The sequence below is a fragment of the Nitrospira sp. genome (assembly GCA_029194535.1).
In the GTDB taxonomy this organism is placed as follows: domain Bacteria; phylum Nitrospirota; class Nitrospiria; order Nitrospirales; family Nitrospiraceae; genus Nitrospira_C.
The window spans coordinates 343,360-361,510 of the sequence record JARFXR010000001.1; the positions used below are offsets into that span (position 1 = coordinate 343,360).

An 18,151-nucleotide genomic window follows, 5' to 3' on the forward strand; every position below is an offset into this window, starting at 1 on the left:
TGGATGTTGAGGTCGCCCGCCGCGTTCCCGTATTCCGGCGATTTGTGGAGGCTCCTTCCGGGACCATCCTTGATCGCGATCCTGGGCAGGTCTCTCTCAGCCTGGAAACATGGCGATAGGGCCGAAGGCGTGATGCACCCGCCTACGCAGGAAGCCACGGCTGTCCGGCCTTCGCAGCCGAAGCTGCTTCGGCGGAGGAGGCTTAAGCCGTGGGGCTCCACCCTATCTGCTCTTTGGAACCGGATCACACTATAATGGTCCGATCGATGGAGACGAAGCCACCATTGCAACGGATCTTCCTCACCGGCGGCACCGGTTATCTGGGGAGCCGATTGATTCCACTCCTCGCTCAACGTGGCCATGCGATTCGTGCGTTGACCCGAGAGTCGTCGCGGACGCGACTCCCTGCCGGTTGCGAACCTGTGATCGGCAATCCGTTCGACGCGCGGACCTTCCTCGAGCATGTGCGGAGGGGAGACACATTCGTGCAATTGGTCGGTACGCCGAGACCGGCGCCGTGGAAAGGCGACCAGTTTCGCGCTGTCGATCGGATCTCAGGGCTGGCATCCATCGAGGCGGCGCGGCAGACCGGAGTCGACCATTTCATCTATGTCAGCGTCGCCCATCCGGCGCCGATCATGAAAGACTACATTGCCGTGCGGTGCGAGTGCGAAGCCGTTCTGCGGGCCGGCGACATGCCGGCGACGATCCTGCGTCCCTGGTACGTCCTGGGTCCCGGCCATTGGTGGCCGTTCTTCCTTGCGCCGATCTACCGGATCGCGGAACGATGGCCGTCCACACGCAAGGCGGCCGGTCGATTGGGGCTGCTGACCATCGGCGAGATGCTGAACGCGGTGGTCTGGGCCGTAGAGCATCCGCCGGAGGCGATGCGAGTGATGGATGTGCCGGACATCCGACTGCTCGCCGGCGGGACACAGTGAAACCGCTCGTCGTGGTGACCGGCGCGGGTGGATTAATCGGCCAGTATGTGGTCCGCACCGTCGTTCGCTGGGCGCCCGATTGGAAGGTGCGTGGGCTGACCCGCCGGGACCTCGAGCTCACCGAGTTTCCGGCTGTGGAAGCGATGTGGAGGACGCTCAATCCGAGTGCCGTCATCCACTGCGCCGCGTTGAGCCGAACCAAGGACTGCGAGCAAGATCCGACGGCGGCCCGGCTGGCGAACGTGCGGGTCACGGCGCACCTGGCGGCGCTGGCTTGCGACATTCCCTTCATCTTTCTCTCAAGCGGAGAAGTGTTCGACGGCCGGAAGGGCTGGTACGACGAATCGGATGAGCCGGTCCCGATCAATGTCTATGGCCGGACCAAGCTCGAGGCTGAGCAGGTCGTGCTCCGCAATCCGAGGCACTCGGTCGTCCGGATCGTCCTGACCGCCGGCACCTCGGTATCGGGGGATCGGAGCTTCGTCGAAGACATGTGCCGGGCCGCCCGCGCCGGCAAGGATCTGAGGCTCTACGCGGACGAATTCCGTTGTCCGCTGCCGGCCGGCGTCATTGCGCGGGCCTTGTGGGACCTGCTCCACGCCGGGCGCCCCGGTCTCTACCATCTCGGCGGTGCGGAGCGCTTGTCACGCTGGGAGATCGGCGAGCTGCTGCTTCCCCGCTATCCGGTCCTGGCTGGGCGTCTGATCCGAGGCTCAGGACGCGATCATGTCGGGGCGCCAAGGCCCGCGGACCTGTCGCTCCGTTGCGACAAGATCCAGACGCTCTTGTCGTTTCAACTACCAGGCCTTGCACAGTGGCTGAGGCAGCGGGGGTCGGACGGAGACCCATGGGACTATCCCGCGTCATGATCGGACGAACCGGCGACGAGCCGCCCCGAGCGATCGCTTCGGCGGAGATATGAATGGCTCCCGATCCGATCACGCTGATACTGGACGCCTATGCCGCGATGGTCGCGGTGATGGCCGGTCTCTGGGTGTGTCAGCTCCTCTATCGCAATGCCTCGCTCGCCGACGTCGGTTGGTGCGCCGGCCTGATCGCCGCAGTCTGCTGGTATGCCGTTCAGGCGTCGGGCGATGTCGAGCGGAAGGCGGTCGCGCTCGTGATGGTGTCGGTCTATGCAGGGCGCCTGGGGATCTACCTGCTGTTCGATCGAATCATCGGCAAAGTCGAGGACGCGCGCTATCGCCGCCTTCGGGTCGAATGGGGGCGCGCAGAACACCTAAAGATGTTCGGCTATTTCCAACTTCAGGCTGCGGCAGTCGCTCTGTTTTCCTTGCCGTTCCTCGTCATCATCCAGAATCCGCGCCCGCCCTTCGGTTTGGTCGAGCTGGCCGGGATTGTGATCTGGGTCGTCGCGGTGGGAGGGGAGGCTGCGGCCGATCGCCGGCTCGCGCGGTTCCGCTCGGAGCCCGCAAACCAAGACCGTGTGTGTCGAGAAGGACTCTGGCGCTACTCACGGCATCCGAACTATTTCTTTGAATGGCTCCACTGGTGGGCCTACGTCGTCATGGGGATCGGCGCTCCCGGCTGGCCGTTGACCTGGCTTGCGCCGTTGGGGATGGGCTGGGCGCTGTGGAAAGTGACAGGGATCCCGCCGGCTGAGCGGCAGGCCTTGATACGGCGAGGTGACGAGTATCGGATCTACCGGGAAACGACGAGCGCCTTCGTGCCCTGGCTTCCTCGGTCGTGGCCGACTAATCGCGATTGAGCGCGGCCAGTCGTGAACGCGCGATGTCCGCTTCAGGGGTGGTCGGGTACTGTCTGACGAGGTCTTCGTACAACTGTTTCGCGTGGGGCAGGTTCATCTGCCGTTCTTCAAACTCCGCGGTCTCCAGTAGTTCCTTCGGCTTGTCGCCGGTACAGCCGGTCAATAGGAACGTCAGGAACATCAGGACCAGCACGACTGCCGCTGCTCTGTTTATGGCGCCGATTCCAGGTCTCACGTCAGTGAATCCATTTCCGCCCGCCGGTGGCCGTGCGCGCATCCTTTCTCGCGTGATACGACAGCGCGTTGAGCTTGCCCCAGTCCAGGTCCACCCGGCCGCCTCCCGAGTTGTGAAGTTTCGCCCAGGACTCGAGGAGTTGCAAGCAGGCGTGATCGATGTGACGGAGCGATGAAAACCGAACCTCGAGGTCCGTGGCCGGCGGCACGTCCTCCAGCGCCGTCGCCAGCCGGGGCAGGCTGACGAAGGTGGCGATCCCCTGCAGTTTGAGCGTCAGCCGGCCGGTCGCCGGATCGTGCTCAAGGGAGGTGTCGAGATTCTGTGTCGTGTACAGCAGCTTGGCGAGGGCGAGGCCGACCCCGACGAGCACGCCGGTCAGCAAGTTGGTCACGACGATCGTACCGAGCGTGGCGGCATAGATCAGGACTTCGCTCGAGCCGTGCCGTCTGAGTTCCTGAATCACCTTGAGGTTCATGAGCTTGTACCCGGTGAACACGAGGACGGCGCCCAGGCTGGCCGTCGGAATCAAGCGCAGGATGAATGGAAGAAACGACACGAACAGGAGCAGCCAGCCGCCGTGCATCATGGAGGATGCGCGGGAGCGCCCGCCGGCTTCGACGTTGGAGGCGCTGCGGACGATGACGCCGGTCATGGGCAGGACGCCCAAAAACCCGCACAACAGGTTGCCGGTACCTTGCGCAAAGAGTTCTTTGTTGTAGCGGGTACGCGGACCATGGTGAAGCTGATCGATGGCGGTCGCCGACAAGAGCGTTTCCACGCTGGCGATCAGCGCCAGGGTCAGGGCCTCCCCGAGAATCGAAGGATCCAACAGGTGGCGCATAGAATCGAGCGTGGGAGGGTTGATGATCGTGAGGAGGTTGTCCCGTACCTTGATATGCGCGATGTCGAGGCCCAGCAGCGCCGTCGTGACGGTGGCGAGCGACACGCCGAACAGGACGGAAGGCAAGGCCTTGAGCATCCTCGGGGCGTACAGATTCCACATGACGATTCCCGCGATGGTCAAGACGCCGATTCTCGCCGCGAGATGGTGATTCATCGGCGTACTGTCGTCCTGTACCAAACCTTTCCAGATGGCCGAAGGGAGAGTCGCCAGATTCTCCAGCCCCGATCCTTTTGGTACGTCGTCGATCATGATGTGGAACTGGCTGGCGCAGATCAGCACGCCGATCCCGGCCAGCATGCCGTGGACGACGGCCGGGGAGACCGCGCGGAACCATTGTCCCAGTTGAAGCCAGGCCCAGTTCATTTGAATGATGCCGGCCAGCACGATGATCAGGGCCAGTCGCTCCATCCCCTGCTCATGAATGATCTCGTAGACGATGACGGTAAGACCGGCGGCCGGACCGCTGACTTGAAGAGGACAACCGGCCAGCGCACCCGCGACCAGACCTCCCACGATGCCGGTGATGATGCCGGTGGCCGGCGGGGCGCCTGAAGCGACGGCAATGCCCATGCACAGCGGCAACGCGACGAGAAAGACCACGATCGAGGCCAACAGATCGTGCCCGAAGGTTTCCCACCGGAACTGAAGGCGAAGCGCCTGAGACGTCATGAGCTGCTACCACGGGAACGAGGAGACGCGGCGTTCTTTCCCTACGCGAGTCCGGCTGATCCGGCCAGAACCATTGAGAAAAAGGTCGATGCCTGCTGCCGATCAGACGCGCGACTCGATCATGTACTCCGGCGCGGAAATCGCCTCACTCCGACAGCGGGGGCAGCGGCTTGGGCGTGTCAGGCGGGTCCGCTCGCGGAACACGAAGTCGCAGTCTCGACAAGCCGAAGGCCGGAGCACAAACCGGCGGGAACGATCTCGCGCCAGAGACCTGACGACATGCTCGAGATGTTCTTCCACCTGTCGCTCGCCGATGTTTGCCGCCTCGGCAAGGTGTCGTGTGGTTCGGAACGTCCCAGCCAGTAACAGGGAAATGTGTTGCCGCAGGGTCCGATTCGCGGTCTGCATCGTGGGGCCCCATAGTAGTGGTTCCCTCCGTGAAAGCCAAGCCCGTACAGATGCCGCCGGCCGCCCGGCGAAAGCGGATCCTTGACAGGGTGCAGGGGAGAGGACTACCTAGTCGGCCATGGGCTCGGGTTTAAAGGTGTCGCTCGCGGCGGTTTCCGCCGCGGTCCTGCTGGCCGTGGGGCTGTGGCTGGGCTGCGGGATTGTCGGTGGAACGACGAGGGGAAAACGAGTCGCCCGGGCCCTCAGCATTCCTCGTCCCGCCGTCATCGCCCACCGCGGCGCTTCCTATCTGGCTCCGGAAAGCACGTTGCCCGCCTACCTGATGGCCCGTGAGCTCGGCGCGGACTACCTGGAGATCGATCTGCAACGCACCAGGGACGGCATGTTGGTCGTCGTGCACGACGACGACTTGTCCCGTACGACCAACGTGGCGGACGTCTTTCCCGGTCGTGAGAAGCACACGGTGGACATGTTCACCTTTGAGGAACTGGCGCAGCTCGACGCGGGAACTTGGTTCAATCGGGCGTTTCCCGATCGGGCGCGTGAGTCGTTCAAGGGCCTTCGGATTCTCCGGCTGGACGAGGTGATCGCGGTGGCCGAGTCCGGGTCCAGGCGCCCGGGTCTCTACATCGAGACCAAGGCGGCCAGCCGGTTCCCGGGCATCGAGGAGCAACTGGTGAGCGTTCTGAGGAAACACGGGTGGGTCCAGGATGGCGGAGCAGCACCGTCCGGGCGTGTGATTTTTCAGTCGTTCGAGCCGAACAGCCTGGCTCGACTCAAGGCACTGGCACCCCACGTTCCGCGGCTGCTCCTGCTCGATGAAGTCATGGCCGGCAGAGAGGGCCTCGACGCCTTGATGAAGACCGCGTCGGAAGTCGGCTCCGGCGTCGGGACGTGGGGCGTCAGGTGGGCGTTCAGCCCGAAGTGGTCGGTTGCAGCCGCCCCCAGGCGATATCTCACCACCTGGCCCTGGCACACGGGTCGGGCTCATCGGGCCGGATTATTCGTCCATCCCTGGACGATCAACGAGCGGTGGGAAATGTGGATGGTGACGCTGAGCGGAGCGGACGGCTTCTTCACCGATCGAGCCGACGTGGCGCTCTCGATCTATCGAAGATCTGAGCCGGATGATCATGAAGCATTCTGGAAGAAAATTGGATACTAGGAAAAACCCTTGTAGTGAAATCGAGCCGTTTCATGGTTGAACGGATTCCCTCGACTCTGTCAAGATTCCGTTATGAAATTTCTCGCCGTGCATCCCGGCCCGCTCATGTACACCAAAATTTACCTGCGCCTGGAGCCGTTGGGGCTGGAGCTGGTCGCCCAGGCCGTTCGGCAGATGGGCCACGAGGTCCGGCTGATCGACCTGCAGGTGGAGACCTGGAAAGACTACGCCGCGCTCATTCGAACCTGGAAGCCGGATGCCGTCGCCTTCTCGTGCAACTATTTGGCCAACGTGCCGGAGATCGTGGATCTCGCCAAAGCGACCAAGCGACAGGCACCGGACACATTTGTGTTCGTCGGAGGACACAGCGCGTCGTTCGTGGCCCACGATCTCCTTCAGCATGCCGAGGGCTCGATCGATTGCGTGCTCAAGGGTGAGGGTGAAGTCTCGGTTCCCCTGTTGTTGCAGGCTGTAGAACATGATCGGAATGCCGTGGTGACTGTGCCCGGGGCGGTGACGGTCAAGGGCGAAGGTCCGCCTCCGCAGTTCGTCGGCAGCCTGGATGATTTGCGTCCGGCGCGGGATCTGCTCCGCCATCGGCGGAAGTATTTTATCGGCGTTCTGGATCCTTGCGCCTCGATCGAGTTTGCGCGCGGCTGTCCCTGGGATTGTTCCTTCTGCAGCGCCTGGACGTTTTACGGACGCAGCTACCGGACGGTCAGTCCCGAGAAGGCCGTGGAGGACCTGTCGATGGTGGCGGAACCGGGGATCTTTTTGGTCGACGACGTCGCCTTCATTCAGGCGAAGCAAGGATTCGAGATCGGCGAAGCCATCGCGCGGCGGGGCATCAAGAAGCAATATTATCTCGAAACGCGCGGCGACGTGTTACTGCGCAACAAGGATGTCTTCAAGTTTTGGAAGACGCTGGGCCTGCAATACATGTTTCTGGGTGTGGAGGCGATCGACGAGGAAGGCCTCCGGATGCATCGGAAACGCATTTCCTTGGGACGCAATTTCGAAGCGTTGGAATTCGCCCGGTCCCTCGGCATCACCGTCGCCATCAATCTGATCGCCGATCCCGACTGGGACCGGAGGCGATTCGAGGTGATTCGGCAATGGTGTCTGGAGATCCCCGAGATCGTGAACATCAGCGTCAATACTCCTTATCCCGGCACCGAGAGCTGGCACACCGAGTCGCGCAAGTTCAAGACCCGCGACTATCGCCTCTTCGACATCCAGCATGCGGTGCTGCCGACCAAATTGCCGCTTCCGGAGTTCTATGAGGAGCTGGTTAAGACCCAACAGGTGCTCAACAAGAAGCATCTGGGGTGGACGGCGCTCAAATCCACGGCGAAACTCGCGGCCGGGCATCTGTTGCGCGGACAGACGAATTTCGTGAAGATGCTGTGGAAGTTCAACAGCGTGTACGACCCCAGACTGCAGATGGCCGACCATCAGCGTCCGGTGTCCTACGAAATGTCTCTGCCTGGGTCCACGCCGGGAAATTCGAAACTCTTATATATCTTGCCGCCGAAAGGTCGGAGGGGCCGCGCCCTCGACGAATCGACCGAGCAATTTGTCGAAGCCACACGGAGCGGCACCGGGATCTAATCCGTCACATTCCTCGCGGCCGAACGGGCCCGTCTCCTGGTATACTGGGCGTCGGAACGATCTGGCATGTTCGTGGCGATGACGACGAATTGGGTTGAACTTGCCGAACTGGCCTTGGCCCGTATCCGGGCCGCGGGGGCCGACTACGGCGACGTGCGTGTTCAGCACAGCCTCACCCAGCACCTCGAGGGCGAGGATCGGCGGATTGCGTCCATCCGGGACATCGAGGATGCCGGCTTCGGCATCCGCGTCCTCTATCACGGCGGATGGGGTTTCGCGGCGAGCTCCGTCTTGTCGCTGGAAGAAGTCCCGCGCGTGGCCGAGCTCGCGGTGGAGATCGCCCGCGGCTCTTCCTCGCTGGCTCGGGAGAAGGTGGTCCTGGTCGAAGAGCCGGTGCATCGCGCCAGCGTCGAGACTCCCTTCCGCATCGATCCGTTCGGCGTCCCGCTCGAACACAAGACCGCCCTGTTGTGCGACATCATGGAGTACGTTTACCGCCAGGCCGAAGTCGTCCGAAGCCGTGCCGCCCTCTGGGCTCGACGGGACCGGAAACTGTTCTTGTCGACCGAAGGCTCGCAACTCGATTTCAATCTCCTGGCGGTGCAGGGAGAGTTTACAGCCGTCGCGCGGCACGACGGCAGGTTTGCGTCGCGCAGTTTCAGTACGCCACATCTGAGGACCGGATACGAGCTGATCGAAGACGCCGGACTGCTGGCGGAAGCCCCTCGCATCGCCGCTCAGGCGGCGGAGAAGGTGCGCGCTCCGGCGGTAGAGCCGGGGCGCTACGATCTTGTCCTGGACGCCGAGCACCTCTCGTTGACCATGCATGAGTCCTGCGGGCATCCGAGCGAACTGGACCGCGCCTTGGGCTACGAGGCGAACTATGCCGGTACGAGCTTTCTCACCCCCGACAAGCGCGGGAGCTTCCGCTTCGGCTCGCCCTGCGTCTCCCTGGTCGCAGACAATACCGAGCCGGAGACCTTAGCGGCGACGGGTTATGACGACGACGGCGTCGCCTGTCAGAGATGGGACATCGTGCGGGATGGCCTGTTCGTCGGATACTGTACAAATCGAGAAACCGCTTCGAAAATCGGCGAGACGCGCTCGCGCGGCTCCAATCGGGCCGAGGGGTGGGGAAGCGTACCAATCGTTCGGATTGCGAACATCGGACTCGAGCCCGGCACGGCCGGCTTGGACGACCTGATCGGCGACATCAAAAAGGGCATCTACATCGAAGGACACGGGTCGTACAGCATCGACCAGCGGCGGTACAACTTCCAATTCGGCGGCGATGCTTTTTGGTTGATCGAGCACGGCAAGCGCACACACATGCTTCGCGACGTGATCTATCATGGGATCACGCCGGAGTTCTGGGGACAATGCGACGGCGTCGCCGACCGGACCTACCGTCGTCGATTCGGCTTCATTACCTGTGGCAAAGGCCAGCCGGGCCAGTCCGGCTGGATGACGCACGCCGCCTCGCCTGCGCGGTTCCGGCAGGTCGACGTCATCAAGGGATAGAGTCGCGCGTGAACGTGACGGTTAGATCATGGCCCCGGATGACCGGTCGCGAGGAGTTTCGTTTTCTCGCCGATCTGGTATTCCGTCGGTCGGCGGCGGACGCGACGACCGTGGCGCTTCACGATCACCACGGCGGGACGACCAGGTTCGCCAACAGCCAGGTCATCCAGAACGTGGATGCGAGACGGGGAACCTTGACGGTGACGGTCGCGCTTGAAGGCCGGCGAGGCACGGCCAGCACGACCGACTTCACGGCCGGAGCGATCAACAACCTCGTCGCCAGGGCCGAACAGGTCGCCAGACTGTCCCCGAAGGATCCGGAGTACCTGCCTCCCCCGGAGCAGACCACGTTCCCGCGTCGTGCCACCGCCCGGTCGGAGACCGGCGCCGCAGGGCCGGCGCGCCGGCTCGAATATGCCAATGAAGCGATCGGGCAATGCCGCATTGAAAACCTCCTGGCAGCCGGCATCGTCTCCTCGTCCCTCTCCACCGTCGGCATTGCGGCCAGCAACGGGCTATTCGCCTTCGAAGAACGGACTGAGGCGCGGTTCGGCGTCACGGTTCAGGCCGGTGAGGCGACGGGATGGAACGCCGCGGCGCACCGTTCGCTGGATCATCTCAGGGTTCAGGAGCGCACACTCACGGCGATCGGGAAAGCCAAGCGGGGTCGCGATCTCAGGGAACTGCCGCCGGGCCGGTATCCGGTCATTCTTGAGCCTGCCGCCGTTTCGGGATTGTTGTCGTGGGTGCTCTGGACCTTGGACGCCAAGGACTACGACAAGGGGACCAGTCCGTTTAGCGGTAAGCTCGGCTGGCCGGTCTTCAACGAGCGGCTCACGCTCCGCAATCTTCCCGATCACGCCGATCTCCTTGGAGTAGGATTCACGTCCGAAGGGCTGCCCAGCGAGGCGACGACCTGGGTCGAGAACGGGACGTTAAGACAGCTGTCATACGACCGGTTCACCGCTCTGCGCCATGGCATCGCAGTCGTTCCGACGATGGAGGCTCCGTTCCTGTCGGATTCCAAACCGTCTGCGGCGAAAGTTCAGGATCTCATCAAACAGACCGACCGGGCCATCCTGGTGACCAACTTCTGGTATATTCGGGTCGCGAATCCTTCGGACCTGACGCTGACGGGGATGACCAGGGACGGAACGTTTCTCGTGGAGGACGGGCAAATCGTCGCACCGGTCAAGAACTTGCGGTTTCACGAGAGTCCGCTTCGGGCCTTTACGCAGCTGGAATCCTGCACGGAGCCGGCCGAGGCCGTCACGTCTGAGACGAGCAAGTCGCTCGTCCCCGCGATGCTGATCCGGGATTTCAACTTCTCGAGCGTGACACGATTTTGAACGGGATGAGCGTTCCACCGGGCAACTCATTGCATGTCGCCCGATAACATGCATTCGCGGCAGTGCCGCGGCCGGATGGTCTGTTCAACGCTGGGCGCCCTCATTCTACTGCTGACCTGCGCACAGGTTCAGGCCGCTCCGCCGATTTTCGAGAACCTCGGAACACTGCATCATCCGATCTCCACCACATCGGAATCGGCTCAGCGGTACTTCGATCAAGGGCTGCGGCTGGTCTATGCGTTCAACCATGAGGAGGCGATCCGGTCGTTCGAAGAGGCGACCAAACAGGATCCACGGGCGGCCATGCCCTATTGGGGCGTCGCGCTGGCGCTGGGGCCCAATATTAATGCCGGCATGGCCAAGGACCACGAACGGCGCGCGGTCGAAGCTGTCAGACAAGCACGGAGTCGGATGGACCAGGCCGGCGAACGGGAGCGCGCCTATATCGACGCCCTGACCAAACGGTACGGCGCCACGAAAGGAGCCGGACGGGGCTTGTTCGCCAAGGCCTATGCCGATGCGATGAGGCTTGTCTGGCGGCGCTATCAGGACGACCCCGACGCGGGTGTCCTGTTCGCCGAGGCCTTGATGAATCTCCGGCCGTGGGATTTGTGGACCGCGGACGGCAAGCCCAAGCCCGGTACGGAAGAGATCATCGCGACGCTCGAGGCGGTGCTGGCGCAGCATCCCGACCATCCTGGCGCCTGCCACTATTACATTCATGCCGTCGAAGCCTCCTCGCAGCCTGAGCGGGCGCTGGCCTGCGCCGACCGATTGGCCGATCTCATGCCGGGCGCGGGCCACCTCGTCCACATGCCCGCCCATATTTATGCGAGAGTCGGAAAATATCACGAATCGGCCGAGCACAACGCCCAAGCCGCGCATGTCGACGAGACGTATCTCGCCGCACATCACCTGGCCGGTGACTATGCCGATGGTTATTACAGCCACAATCTTCACTTCTTGTGGTCGTCGCTGTTGATGGAAGGCCGGAGTGCGGAAGCGGTCAAGATCTCCGGCTCGCTGTCGGCCACGATCAGCGAGGAGGAAGTCCGCAAGGATCGCTCGAAAGAACAATATTTGCCCTCCAAGCTCTTCGCTTGGATCCGGTTCGGACGCTGGGAGGATCTCCTCAAGGAGCCGCCTCCGCCTCGAGGGTTCCGCCTCATGGAAGGTGTCTGGCGGCTCGGACGCGGTTTGGCGCTCGCTGCGACCGGGAGGCTGCCCGGCGCAGCGGGGGAACACTATGCCTTGGCCGGGCTTACGAAGCAGATTCGACGGACGCGCCTGCCGCAGGAAAAGATTGAACGGGATCAGCTCAAGATCGCCGAACGACTGCTCGCGGGCGATCTTGCGACCCGTCACGGACGTTACGACGAGGCGGTCCGTGCTCTCCAAGCGGCGGTCAAGCTTGAGGACGCCATGCAGTATTCCGAGCCGCCGCTCTGGCCTTTGTCGACTCGTCTGTATCTCGGCGCCGTTCTGCTGATGGCGCATCGTCCCGGCGAAGCCGAGCAGGTCTACCGAGCGGATTTGAAACGGTTCCCGGAAAACGGGTGGGCCCTGTTCGGACTGGGACAAAGTTTGAGGGCGCAGCAGCAGGACGAGGAGGCGGTGGATGTGGAACGTCGGTTCCAGGCTGCATGGAGTTATGCCGACGTGACCTTGACCGCCTCCCGATTTTGAGCCTCGCCTCGGTATTTCTTTGGCGAACGAATCGGGGAACCGGCTACAATCGGCCCGGGCGGGATGGGCTGGTATGCGCGAAGGGGGCTTGGCGTGCGGTACATTGTTGGTGTCATGGGACCGGCCAAAGCGAGGAGAAAAGACATTGAGAACGCTCGGGCCCTGGGCGAATTGATTGCACGTCGTGAATGGGTTCTCCTCACGGGTGGTCGTGACGTCGGAGTGATGCACGCGGCGAATCAAGGAGCGAAAAAGGTGGCCAGGAGCTTGACCGTCGGGGTGCTGCCGTCGACACGGGATCGAGTTTCCAAATACGTCGATCTGGCCATCATCACTGAAATGGGCAGTGCGCGAAACAATATTTGCGTGCTGTCGTGTCAAGTCATTGTGGCCTGTGGACTCGGCGGATCAGGGACCGTGTCCGAAGTGGCCTTGGCCCTCAAAGCCGGCAAAGAGGTTGTGCTCCTTGGAGCCACGCCCGTCGAAGAAAAATTCTTTAAAAAGCTCGGGGGACGGCTCATCTCCAGTGCGCAGACTCCCGAAGATGCCATTGATGTAATCCTGAAACGGTTTGAACGACAGGATGGTCACGATTTGCGAGGACCTCAACCGTGGGGGCGGTTTTAAGGGTTGTTCCTGGATGAGGGCCGTGACGTTCGTGTAAGAACAGCTCGCGTGAACCGACGGAATCTGTAGGAGGACCCTATCATGGTCGTATCACGATGGGTTGCCGCTTTCTGCATAATCTTCACGGGAACAGAGCTCTTATATCCGGTGTCCGGGCAGGCGGCTGATCCACATCCTCCGTCCAAAGCCTACTTTGCCGGCGGGTGCTTCTGGTGCATGGAAGAGGCCTATGAGAAGGTTGACGGAGTCCTGGCGGTCATTTCCGGATTCATGGGGGGGACGGTGAAGGATCCGAGCTACGAGGACGTGTCGTCCGGCCGGACCGGCCACGCTGAATCAGTGGAAGTCCAGTATGATCCTGCAAAGGTTTCGTATAATCAGCTCCTGGACGCGTTTTGGAGGAACATCGATCCTGTCACGGCGAATGCGCAGTTTTGCGATCACGGAAGTCAGTACCGGGCGGCCATCTTCTATCGAAACGAAGAAGAGAAACGGGCGGCGGAGGATTCCAAGCGGGCGATCGAACAGTCGAAGCGATTCAAAGAGCCGATCGTGACTCAGATCGCGCAGGCAACGGAGTTCTATCCGGCGGAGGAGTACCACCAGGATTTTTACAGAAAGAATCCCATCCGGTACAAATTTTACAAGTCCACGTGTGGTCGTGTCCGGCGATTGGAAGCCTTGTGGGGTCCGTCGTCGTGAATCAGGGGAGGCGAGGGAGCGCCGGCAATAGGCTGAGAGGGGTGGGCTAGGCTTTGGCTTTCATCAGGATCGCCCGCAACCGTTCACGCTGAGCCGGTCGAATCCCCAGAAACTCCAGTCCGAATGTCCGGTCCTTGACCCAGCGCACGATGCTGTCGTCGATGCGGAGCGGCCAGGGCTGATCGTCTAGAAAGAGCGACAGTTTGAATACCATGCCGCACTGCACCTCCGTCATGGATGTGGCCTGGCAGCCTCCGGTGGAGATGTCCAGGATCGTCGCCTCTCCCTCGAACTCGTCTTCCCCGAAGAAGAACAGACGATGACTGACTTTGAGGCGTCGTCCGCGCCGATCCTGTCCTTCATTTCCGCTCATGTCTGCCGGCCGCCTTTCTCGCCCGAACGAGGTTCCGGTTCATCTACCCGCTGCTATCGAGCCTAGCCAATGAGTTCGCATAAAGCCTTCCCCAGGCGTGGTACCTCCGAGGAAGGACGAAACGGCCTCTTTCAGCGCACTGTATCACAGGCGCCCCTGCAGCCTAGCGAAAACGGATAGCTGCCACCGGTCGGTCGAGGAACCTTGACCTTTTCGGTGGCCTTCTGCCAGAAGGGACGAAACCATCACCAGGAGGATCCCGGTGGGACGGACCGTCATCAATGAGCGATTGGCCCGACTCGGGCATTCTGAAATTCGGGCCATGACCCAGGCCTGCGCAAAGGCTGGGGGAGTGAATATGGCGCAGGGTGTCTGTGACACCCCGGTTCCTTCTGTCGTCATCCAGGCGGCGGAGCGGGCGATGCGGAGCGGGAACAACATATATTCCCGCTTCGACGGGCTCGCCGAGCTGCGGCAGGCGATCGCCGACAAGTTGGCGAGGGACAACCGAGTTCAGTCTGATGCCGAGATTGAGGTTACGGTCAGCGCGGGGGCGACCGGTGCGTTTCATTGCGCGTGCCTCGCCCTGTTCAACCCGAAGGACGAAGTCATCGTCTTCGAGCCGTATTACCAGTATCACTTGAGCGCGTTGCTCGCCGTGGAGGCGGTCCCTGTGGTCATCTCCATGCATCCGCCGGAATGGAGCCTTTCTCTCGAGGACGTCGAGCGGGCCATCACGCCCCACACCAAGGCCATTCTCGTGAACTCACCGGGAAATCCATCGGGCAAGGTGTTCGACCGACGCGAACTCGAAGACATCGCCGCCCTTGCCTGCGAACACGACCTACTCGTCCTGACCGATGAGATTTATGAATACTTTCTGTACGACGGACAGGCGCACGTGAGTATGGCATCTTTACCGGGCATGGCCGACAGAACGATCACGATCGGCGGCTATTCGAAGACGTTCAGCATCACCGGTTGGCGCATCGGCTATGCTGTAGCGGCGCCTGAATGGTCGAAAACGATCGGCGCGATGAACGATCTGCTCTACGTGTGTGCGCCAACCCCGCTTCAAGTCGGCGTGGCGGCCGGGATCCGTGAACTGCCGCCTTCGTTTTATGCTGAACTCGCGAAGGAATATCAGAGCAAGCGGGATCGATTTTGCAGGGCGCTGAGTCAGGCAGGCTTGCAGCCTTCCATACCGCAGGGGGCCTACTACGTGTTGGCCGACGCATCACGGCTTCCGGGGACAAACGGAAAGGAGCGCGCCCTGCATGTGTTGGAGAAGGTCGGCGTAGCAGGAGTGCCGGGCGAGGCCTTTTTCTCCGCCCCGATGGGCGGTCGGTTCATCCGGTTCAGCTATGCCAAGACGGACACCGACCTTGAAGAAGCCTGCAGACGCTTGTCGGAGCTGGCATGATCGTCATGCATACTTGCCGTGATCACAAGGCGATGATACAACCAACAATACGTATGCGATGGCCCATCGGTCGAACACTGCTCGCGTGCCTCCTGCTGTGGGGAGGTTTCGGATGCACCAAACCGGTGCTCAAGGAACAAGTCCCCGAGCCCGCGAGCGCCCCTTCTGATTCCTTCGAGGACCGCGGCGTCTTGGCCGGCGAATGGGAGTATGAGGAAGGCGCGGTCGTCACGCTGCGGCTCGATGAGCAGGGGAACGGCACTTATGCCTGGAAGGACGGACGGTTTACCACCATGGCCTTAAATGGACGGATCTGGGAAGGCCTGTGGTCGCAGCGCGAAAATGACCGGGAAGGCGGATTTCAAGTGGAGTTCTCGTCCGATTTCTCGGAAGGGGAGGGACGATGGTGGTACACGCGGATCGGCCAGGACCACAGTCCCTCACAGAAAGGAGGGACCTTCCATGTAACCAGAAAAAACGAGTCGGTCCCTCGCGGCGATGTTCCTCGGTGATCCGTTCTTGTTGCAAATCCTCCGGTGGTGAAAGGATAAATGCCAGTGATACAGAGGAAGTCACCGCGCTTCGCGGTTCAACTCCCTATTCGTTTCACCGACGACACCGCTGACGCCGGCGGGACGATCCTGAATATCTCTCACGACGGTTGCATGATCACGGCCGGACGAACACCGGACACGGCGACGTATCTGCGTCTCGATATGCACCTTCGTGAAGGGGAGCCGCCGGTCAAGGTGAGTCTCGCGGCAGTTCGCTGGTCTTCGAAGAATCAATTCGGATTGGAATACATCAAAGTCGGTTCCGAGGAACGGGAACGGCTGAAACACTTCATGAACATGCTGGAGCAGTCGCCGGGGTTCTGACCGGTCCTCCCGCCACTCGGCCTGGTCGAATCATTTCATCGCGACGGCTCGGACCTGCTTGAACGTCGTCAGGCCGCCGAGAGCCTTTCGAATCCCATCCTGCATCAGTGTGGTCATACCCGCCTGCATGGCCGCGCGCTGCATGTCCGAGGTTCTGGCTCGACCCTGAATCATGTTCTTCAACTCGTCGGAGTTGCAGAACATTTCGTGCAGCGGCACTCTCCCCTTGAATCCCGTGTGATGGCAGGATTCGCATCCCTGGTTCCTGTTCAACAGGAACGCCTCGTCATACGGGATGCCCAATCGTCCCCAGGCTTCCACGCCGCAGGCAGCCACGAGTTCGTCGTATTCCTGCCGGGACGGATGGTACGACTGCTTGCAGGTCGCGCAGAGCCGCTTGCACAGGCGTTTGGCGATCACGCACAGCATGGAGTCGGCAAAATTAAAGGAATCGCAACCCATGTCCAGCAGCCGCGACACGGTTTCGACGGCGCTGTTCGTGTGCAACGTGCTGAGCACCAAATGCCCGGTCAACGAGGCCTCGATCGCAACCTCGGCTGTCTCCTTGTCCCGCATCTCGCCGATCATGATGATGTCCGGATCTGCCCGGAGGAACGACCGCATCGCCGATGCAAACGTGAAGCCGATGCGCGGGTGGACCTGGACTTGCCGCAGCCCTTCCTGCGTGATTTCGATCGGGTCTTCGGCCGTCCAGATCTTGCGTTCATCCGTATTGAGATGCCGGAGTATGGCGTGCAGGGTGGTGGTCTTGCCGGACCCGGTCGGCCCGACACATAAAATGAGTCCGTGAGGCTTGTCGGCCAGTTCGAACAGGTTCGCCAGTTCACGGGGAGAAAATTCCATGGCTTCGAGCGGCAGCGGCTCTTTGGCGCTGAGAATGCGGAGGGCCACGTCCTCGTTGCCGCCCGCCGTGGGCAGCGTCGCCACCCGCAATTCAATCAGGCGATCGTCGCCGAGCTTGAAGCGGATCTTGCCGTCCTGTGGTTTCCGACGCTCCGCGATGTCGAGGCTGGCCATGATCTTCATGCGTGAAACCAACGCCCGTCGGTAGGCGGCTGGCACCCGCATGTAGGTGGAACATGTACCGTCGACGCGAAAGCGGACGACCGTCTCCTTGCGATCCGAATAGGGCTCGATGTGAATGTCGGAGGCTTCTTTACGGTAGGCCTCGACGATGATCTGATTGGCGAGCCGGACGATCGCGGAATTGTTTTCGTCGATGGAATCGCTCTCTTCATCGGCTCCCCGCTCCGAACGGGCTTCTGACCGTAATTCTCCCAGGGTATCGCTGATCGATCCCATATCCCCGTCGCCGCTGGCCAGCTGGAGATAGCGCTCGATATCGCGCTGGAGACTGACCGAGAACCGGATGGTGAGGCCCGGGAACGCGCGACGAATGTCGTGGCCTTTTTCCAGGTCGTGGGGGTTGTCGATCAGTACATCGATGACCTGTTCATAGCGCCGGAAGGGGATCCAATGGTACTTCTTCAGGTAGTCGTAGCTGAGGTCCTTGAGCAGGCTCGGATCGGCGACGGATCGCTCATCGAACGACACGTACGGGCAGCCGAAAAACGTGCTGAGCGCTTTGCCGAGCTCGGTCTTTGGAACGCGATACTTATCCAGTAGGAGCGATTCCAACTCGGCGCTGCCTGCCAGGGCAGCCTGAAAGGCCTTGACCAAGTCCGCCTGGCGAATGAACCCGTCGCTCACCAGAGAGTCGAACGCCTCAGGGTTGATGGGGGATCTGGCCGTCTTTTGCACAGTGGTACGCACGTATCGATCGCTATGATTTTGTTATTGAGTTCGACCATTCCCAGTATAAAAGATTCCCGATGATCTACAAGGAATTTGCGAAGAGCCGACGAGGCGAGGCGGGCGGACCTTAGTGGAGCTTGCGCGCGGCGGACGG

17 protein-coding genes are annotated in these 18,151 nt (G+C 61.7%); 13 read left to right on the forward strand and 4 right to left on the reverse strand.

Going from position 1 to position 18,151, the window contains the following annotated elements; translation table 11 throughout:
• The first annotated feature begins 266 nt into the window (after nt 1-266).
• The 3 genes from P0111_01600 to P0111_01610 are packed head-to-tail and all read left to right on the forward strand — an operon-like array spanning nt 267 to nt 2,670.
• On the forward strand, nt 267-941 hold the full coding sequence (locus tag P0111_01600; protein ID MDF0642698.1) for an SDR family oxidoreductase: 675 nt from the start codon (nt 267-269) through the stop codon (nt 939-941).
• On the forward strand, nt 938-1,810 hold the full coding sequence (locus tag P0111_01605) for an SDR family oxidoreductase (GenBank protein ID MDF0642699.1): 873 nt from the start codon (nt 938-940) through the stop codon (nt 1,808-1,810). Before P0111_01600 ends, P0111_01605 begins: the two co-directional genes overlap by 4 nt.
• A 53-nt stretch (nt 1,811-1,863) precedes the next feature.
• The gene (locus P0111_01610) at nt 1,864-2,670 is read left to right on the forward strand and encodes a DUF1295 domain-containing protein (GenBank protein ID MDF0642700.1); all 807 of its coding nucleotides are present in this window, start codon (nt 1,864-1,866) and stop codon (nt 2,668-2,670) included.
• Here P0111_01610 and P0111_01615 read toward each other — a convergent pair.
• Both P0111_01615 and P0111_01620 read right to left on the reverse strand, forming a co-directional pair.
• Nucleotides 2,657-2,905: a hypothetical protein gene (locus P0111_01615; protein MDF0642701.1), complete on the reverse strand. Its 249-nt coding sequence runs from the start codon at nt 2,903-2,905 to the stop codon at nt 2,657-2,659. The two genes, P0111_01610 and P0111_01615, sit on opposite strands and share 14 nt — an antisense overlap.
• 1 nt (nt 2,906) lies before the next feature.
• A complete protein-coding gene (locus P0111_01620) occupies nt 2,907-4,478 on the reverse strand; it encodes a SulP family inorganic anion transporter (GenBank protein MDF0642702.1) in 1,572 nt (523 codons plus the stop codon).
• Between the two features lie 526 nt (nt 4,479-5,004).
• Here P0111_01620 and P0111_01625 point away from each other — a divergent pair.
• From P0111_01625 to msrA, 7 genes are all read left to right on the forward strand, one after another.
• On the forward strand, nt 5,005-6,051 hold the full coding sequence (locus tag P0111_01625) for a glycerophosphodiester phosphodiesterase family protein (protein MDF0642703.1): 1,047 nt from the start codon (nt 5,005-5,007) through the stop codon (nt 6,049-6,051).
• Between the two features lie 72 nt (nt 6,052-6,123).
• Nucleotides 6,124-7,662, forward strand: coding sequence for a hopanoid C-3 methylase HpnR (gene hpnR / locus P0111_01630; GenBank protein MDF0642704.1), 1,539 nt, complete (start codon nt 6,124-6,126; stop codon nt 7,660-7,662).
• A 66-nt stretch (nt 7,663-7,728) separates the two neighbouring features.
• Entirely contained in the window at nt 7,729-9,183 is a 1,455-nt protein-coding gene (locus P0111_01635) for a TldD/PmbA family protein (GenBank protein ID MDF0642705.1), read from the forward strand.
• Nucleotides 9,184-9,191: 8 nt separating this feature from the next.
• A complete protein-coding gene (locus tag P0111_01640; GenBank protein ID MDF0642706.1) occupies nt 9,192-10,532 on the forward strand; it encodes a TldD/PmbA family protein in 1,341 nt (446 codons plus the stop codon).
• A 75-nt stretch (nt 10,533-10,607) separates the two neighbouring features.
• Nucleotides 10,608-12,218 (forward strand): tetratricopeptide repeat protein, encoded by a 1,611-nt coding sequence (locus P0111_01645; GenBank protein ID MDF0642707.1) that lies wholly within the window; start codon nt 10,608-10,610, stop codon nt 12,216-12,218.
• Nucleotides 12,219-12,311: 93 nt separating this feature from the next.
• Entirely contained in the window at nt 12,312-12,845 is a 534-nt protein-coding gene (locus P0111_01650) for a hypothetical protein (protein MDF0642708.1), read from the forward strand.
• 81 nt (nt 12,846-12,926) lie between these two features.
• Nucleotides 12,927-13,547, forward strand: coding sequence for a peptide-methionine (S)-S-oxide reductase MsrA (gene msrA / locus P0111_01655; GenBank protein MDF0642709.1), 621 nt, complete (start codon nt 12,927-12,929; stop codon nt 13,545-13,547).
• Between the two features lie 46 nt (nt 13,548-13,593).
• Here msrA and P0111_01660 read toward each other — a convergent pair whose 3' ends face one another.
• Nucleotides 13,594-13,920: a PilZ domain-containing protein gene (locus tag P0111_01660; protein ID MDF0642710.1), complete on the reverse strand. Its 327-nt coding sequence runs from the start codon at nt 13,918-13,920 to the stop codon at nt 13,594-13,596.
• A 262-nt stretch (nt 13,921-14,182) separates the two neighbouring features.
• Here P0111_01660 and P0111_01665 point away from each other — a divergent pair, with 262 nt between their 5' ends.
• From P0111_01665 to P0111_01675, 3 genes are read left to right on the forward strand one after another with little or no spacing between them, the layout of a single operon-like run.
• Nucleotides 14,183-15,343, forward strand: a complete 1,161-nt coding sequence (locus P0111_01665) for a pyridoxal phosphate-dependent aminotransferase (GenBank protein MDF0642711.1) — start codon at nt 14,183-14,185, stop codon at nt 15,341-15,343.
• A 53-nt stretch (nt 15,344-15,396) separates the two neighbouring features.
• Entirely contained in the window at nt 15,397-15,855 is a 459-nt protein-coding gene (locus P0111_01670; protein MDF0642712.1) for a hypothetical protein, read from the forward strand.
• 45 nt (nt 15,856-15,900) lie between these two features.
• Entirely contained in the window at nt 15,901-16,221 is a 321-nt protein-coding gene (locus tag P0111_01675) for a PilZ domain-containing protein (protein MDF0642713.1), read from the forward strand.
• A 30-nt stretch (nt 16,222-16,251) separates the two neighbouring features.
• On the opposite strand, the gene P0111_01680 is transcribed toward P0111_01675, so the two are convergent.
• A complete protein-coding gene (locus P0111_01680) occupies nt 16,252-18,015 on the reverse strand; it encodes a GspE/PulE family protein (protein ID MDF0642714.1) in 1,764 nt (587 codons plus the stop codon).
• Nucleotides 18,016-18,151 lie beyond the last annotated feature (136 nt).

Coding starts and splice junctions, on each gene's coding strand:
- P0111_01600 (MDF0642698.1), top strand. CDS start 267: ATGGAGACGAAGCCACCATTGCAACGGATCTTCCTCACCGGCGGCACC.
- P0111_01610 (MDF0642700.1), top strand. CDS start 1,864: ATGGCTCCCGATCCGATCACGCTGATACTGGACGCCTATGCCGCGATG.
- P0111_01620 (MDF0642702.1), bottom strand. CDS start 4,478: ATGACGTCTCAGGCGCTTCGCCTTCAGTTCCGGTGGGAAACCTTCGGG.
- P0111_01625 (MDF0642703.1), top strand. CDS start 5,005: ATGGGCTCGGGTTTAAAGGTGTCGCTCGCGGCGGTTTCCGCCGCGGTC.
- hpnR (MDF0642704.1), top strand. CDS start 6,124: ATGAAATTTCTCGCCGTGCATCCCGGCCCGCTCATGTACACCAAAATT.
- P0111_01635 (MDF0642705.1), top strand. CDS start 7,729: ATGTTCGTGGCGATGACGACGAATTGGGTTGAACTTGCCGAACTGGCC.
- P0111_01645 (MDF0642707.1), top strand. CDS start 10,608: ATGGTCTGTTCAACGCTGGGCGCCCTCATTCTACTGCTGACCTGCGCA.
- msrA (MDF0642709.1), top strand. CDS start 12,927: ATGGTCGTATCACGATGGGTTGCCGCTTTCTGCATAATCTTCACGGGA.
- P0111_01660 (MDF0642710.1), bottom strand. CDS start 13,920: ATGAGCGGAAATGAAGGACAGGATCGGCGCGGACGACGCCTCAAAGTC.
- P0111_01670 (MDF0642712.1), top strand. CDS start 15,397: ATGCGATGGCCCATCGGTCGAACACTGCTCGCGTGCCTCCTGCTGTGG.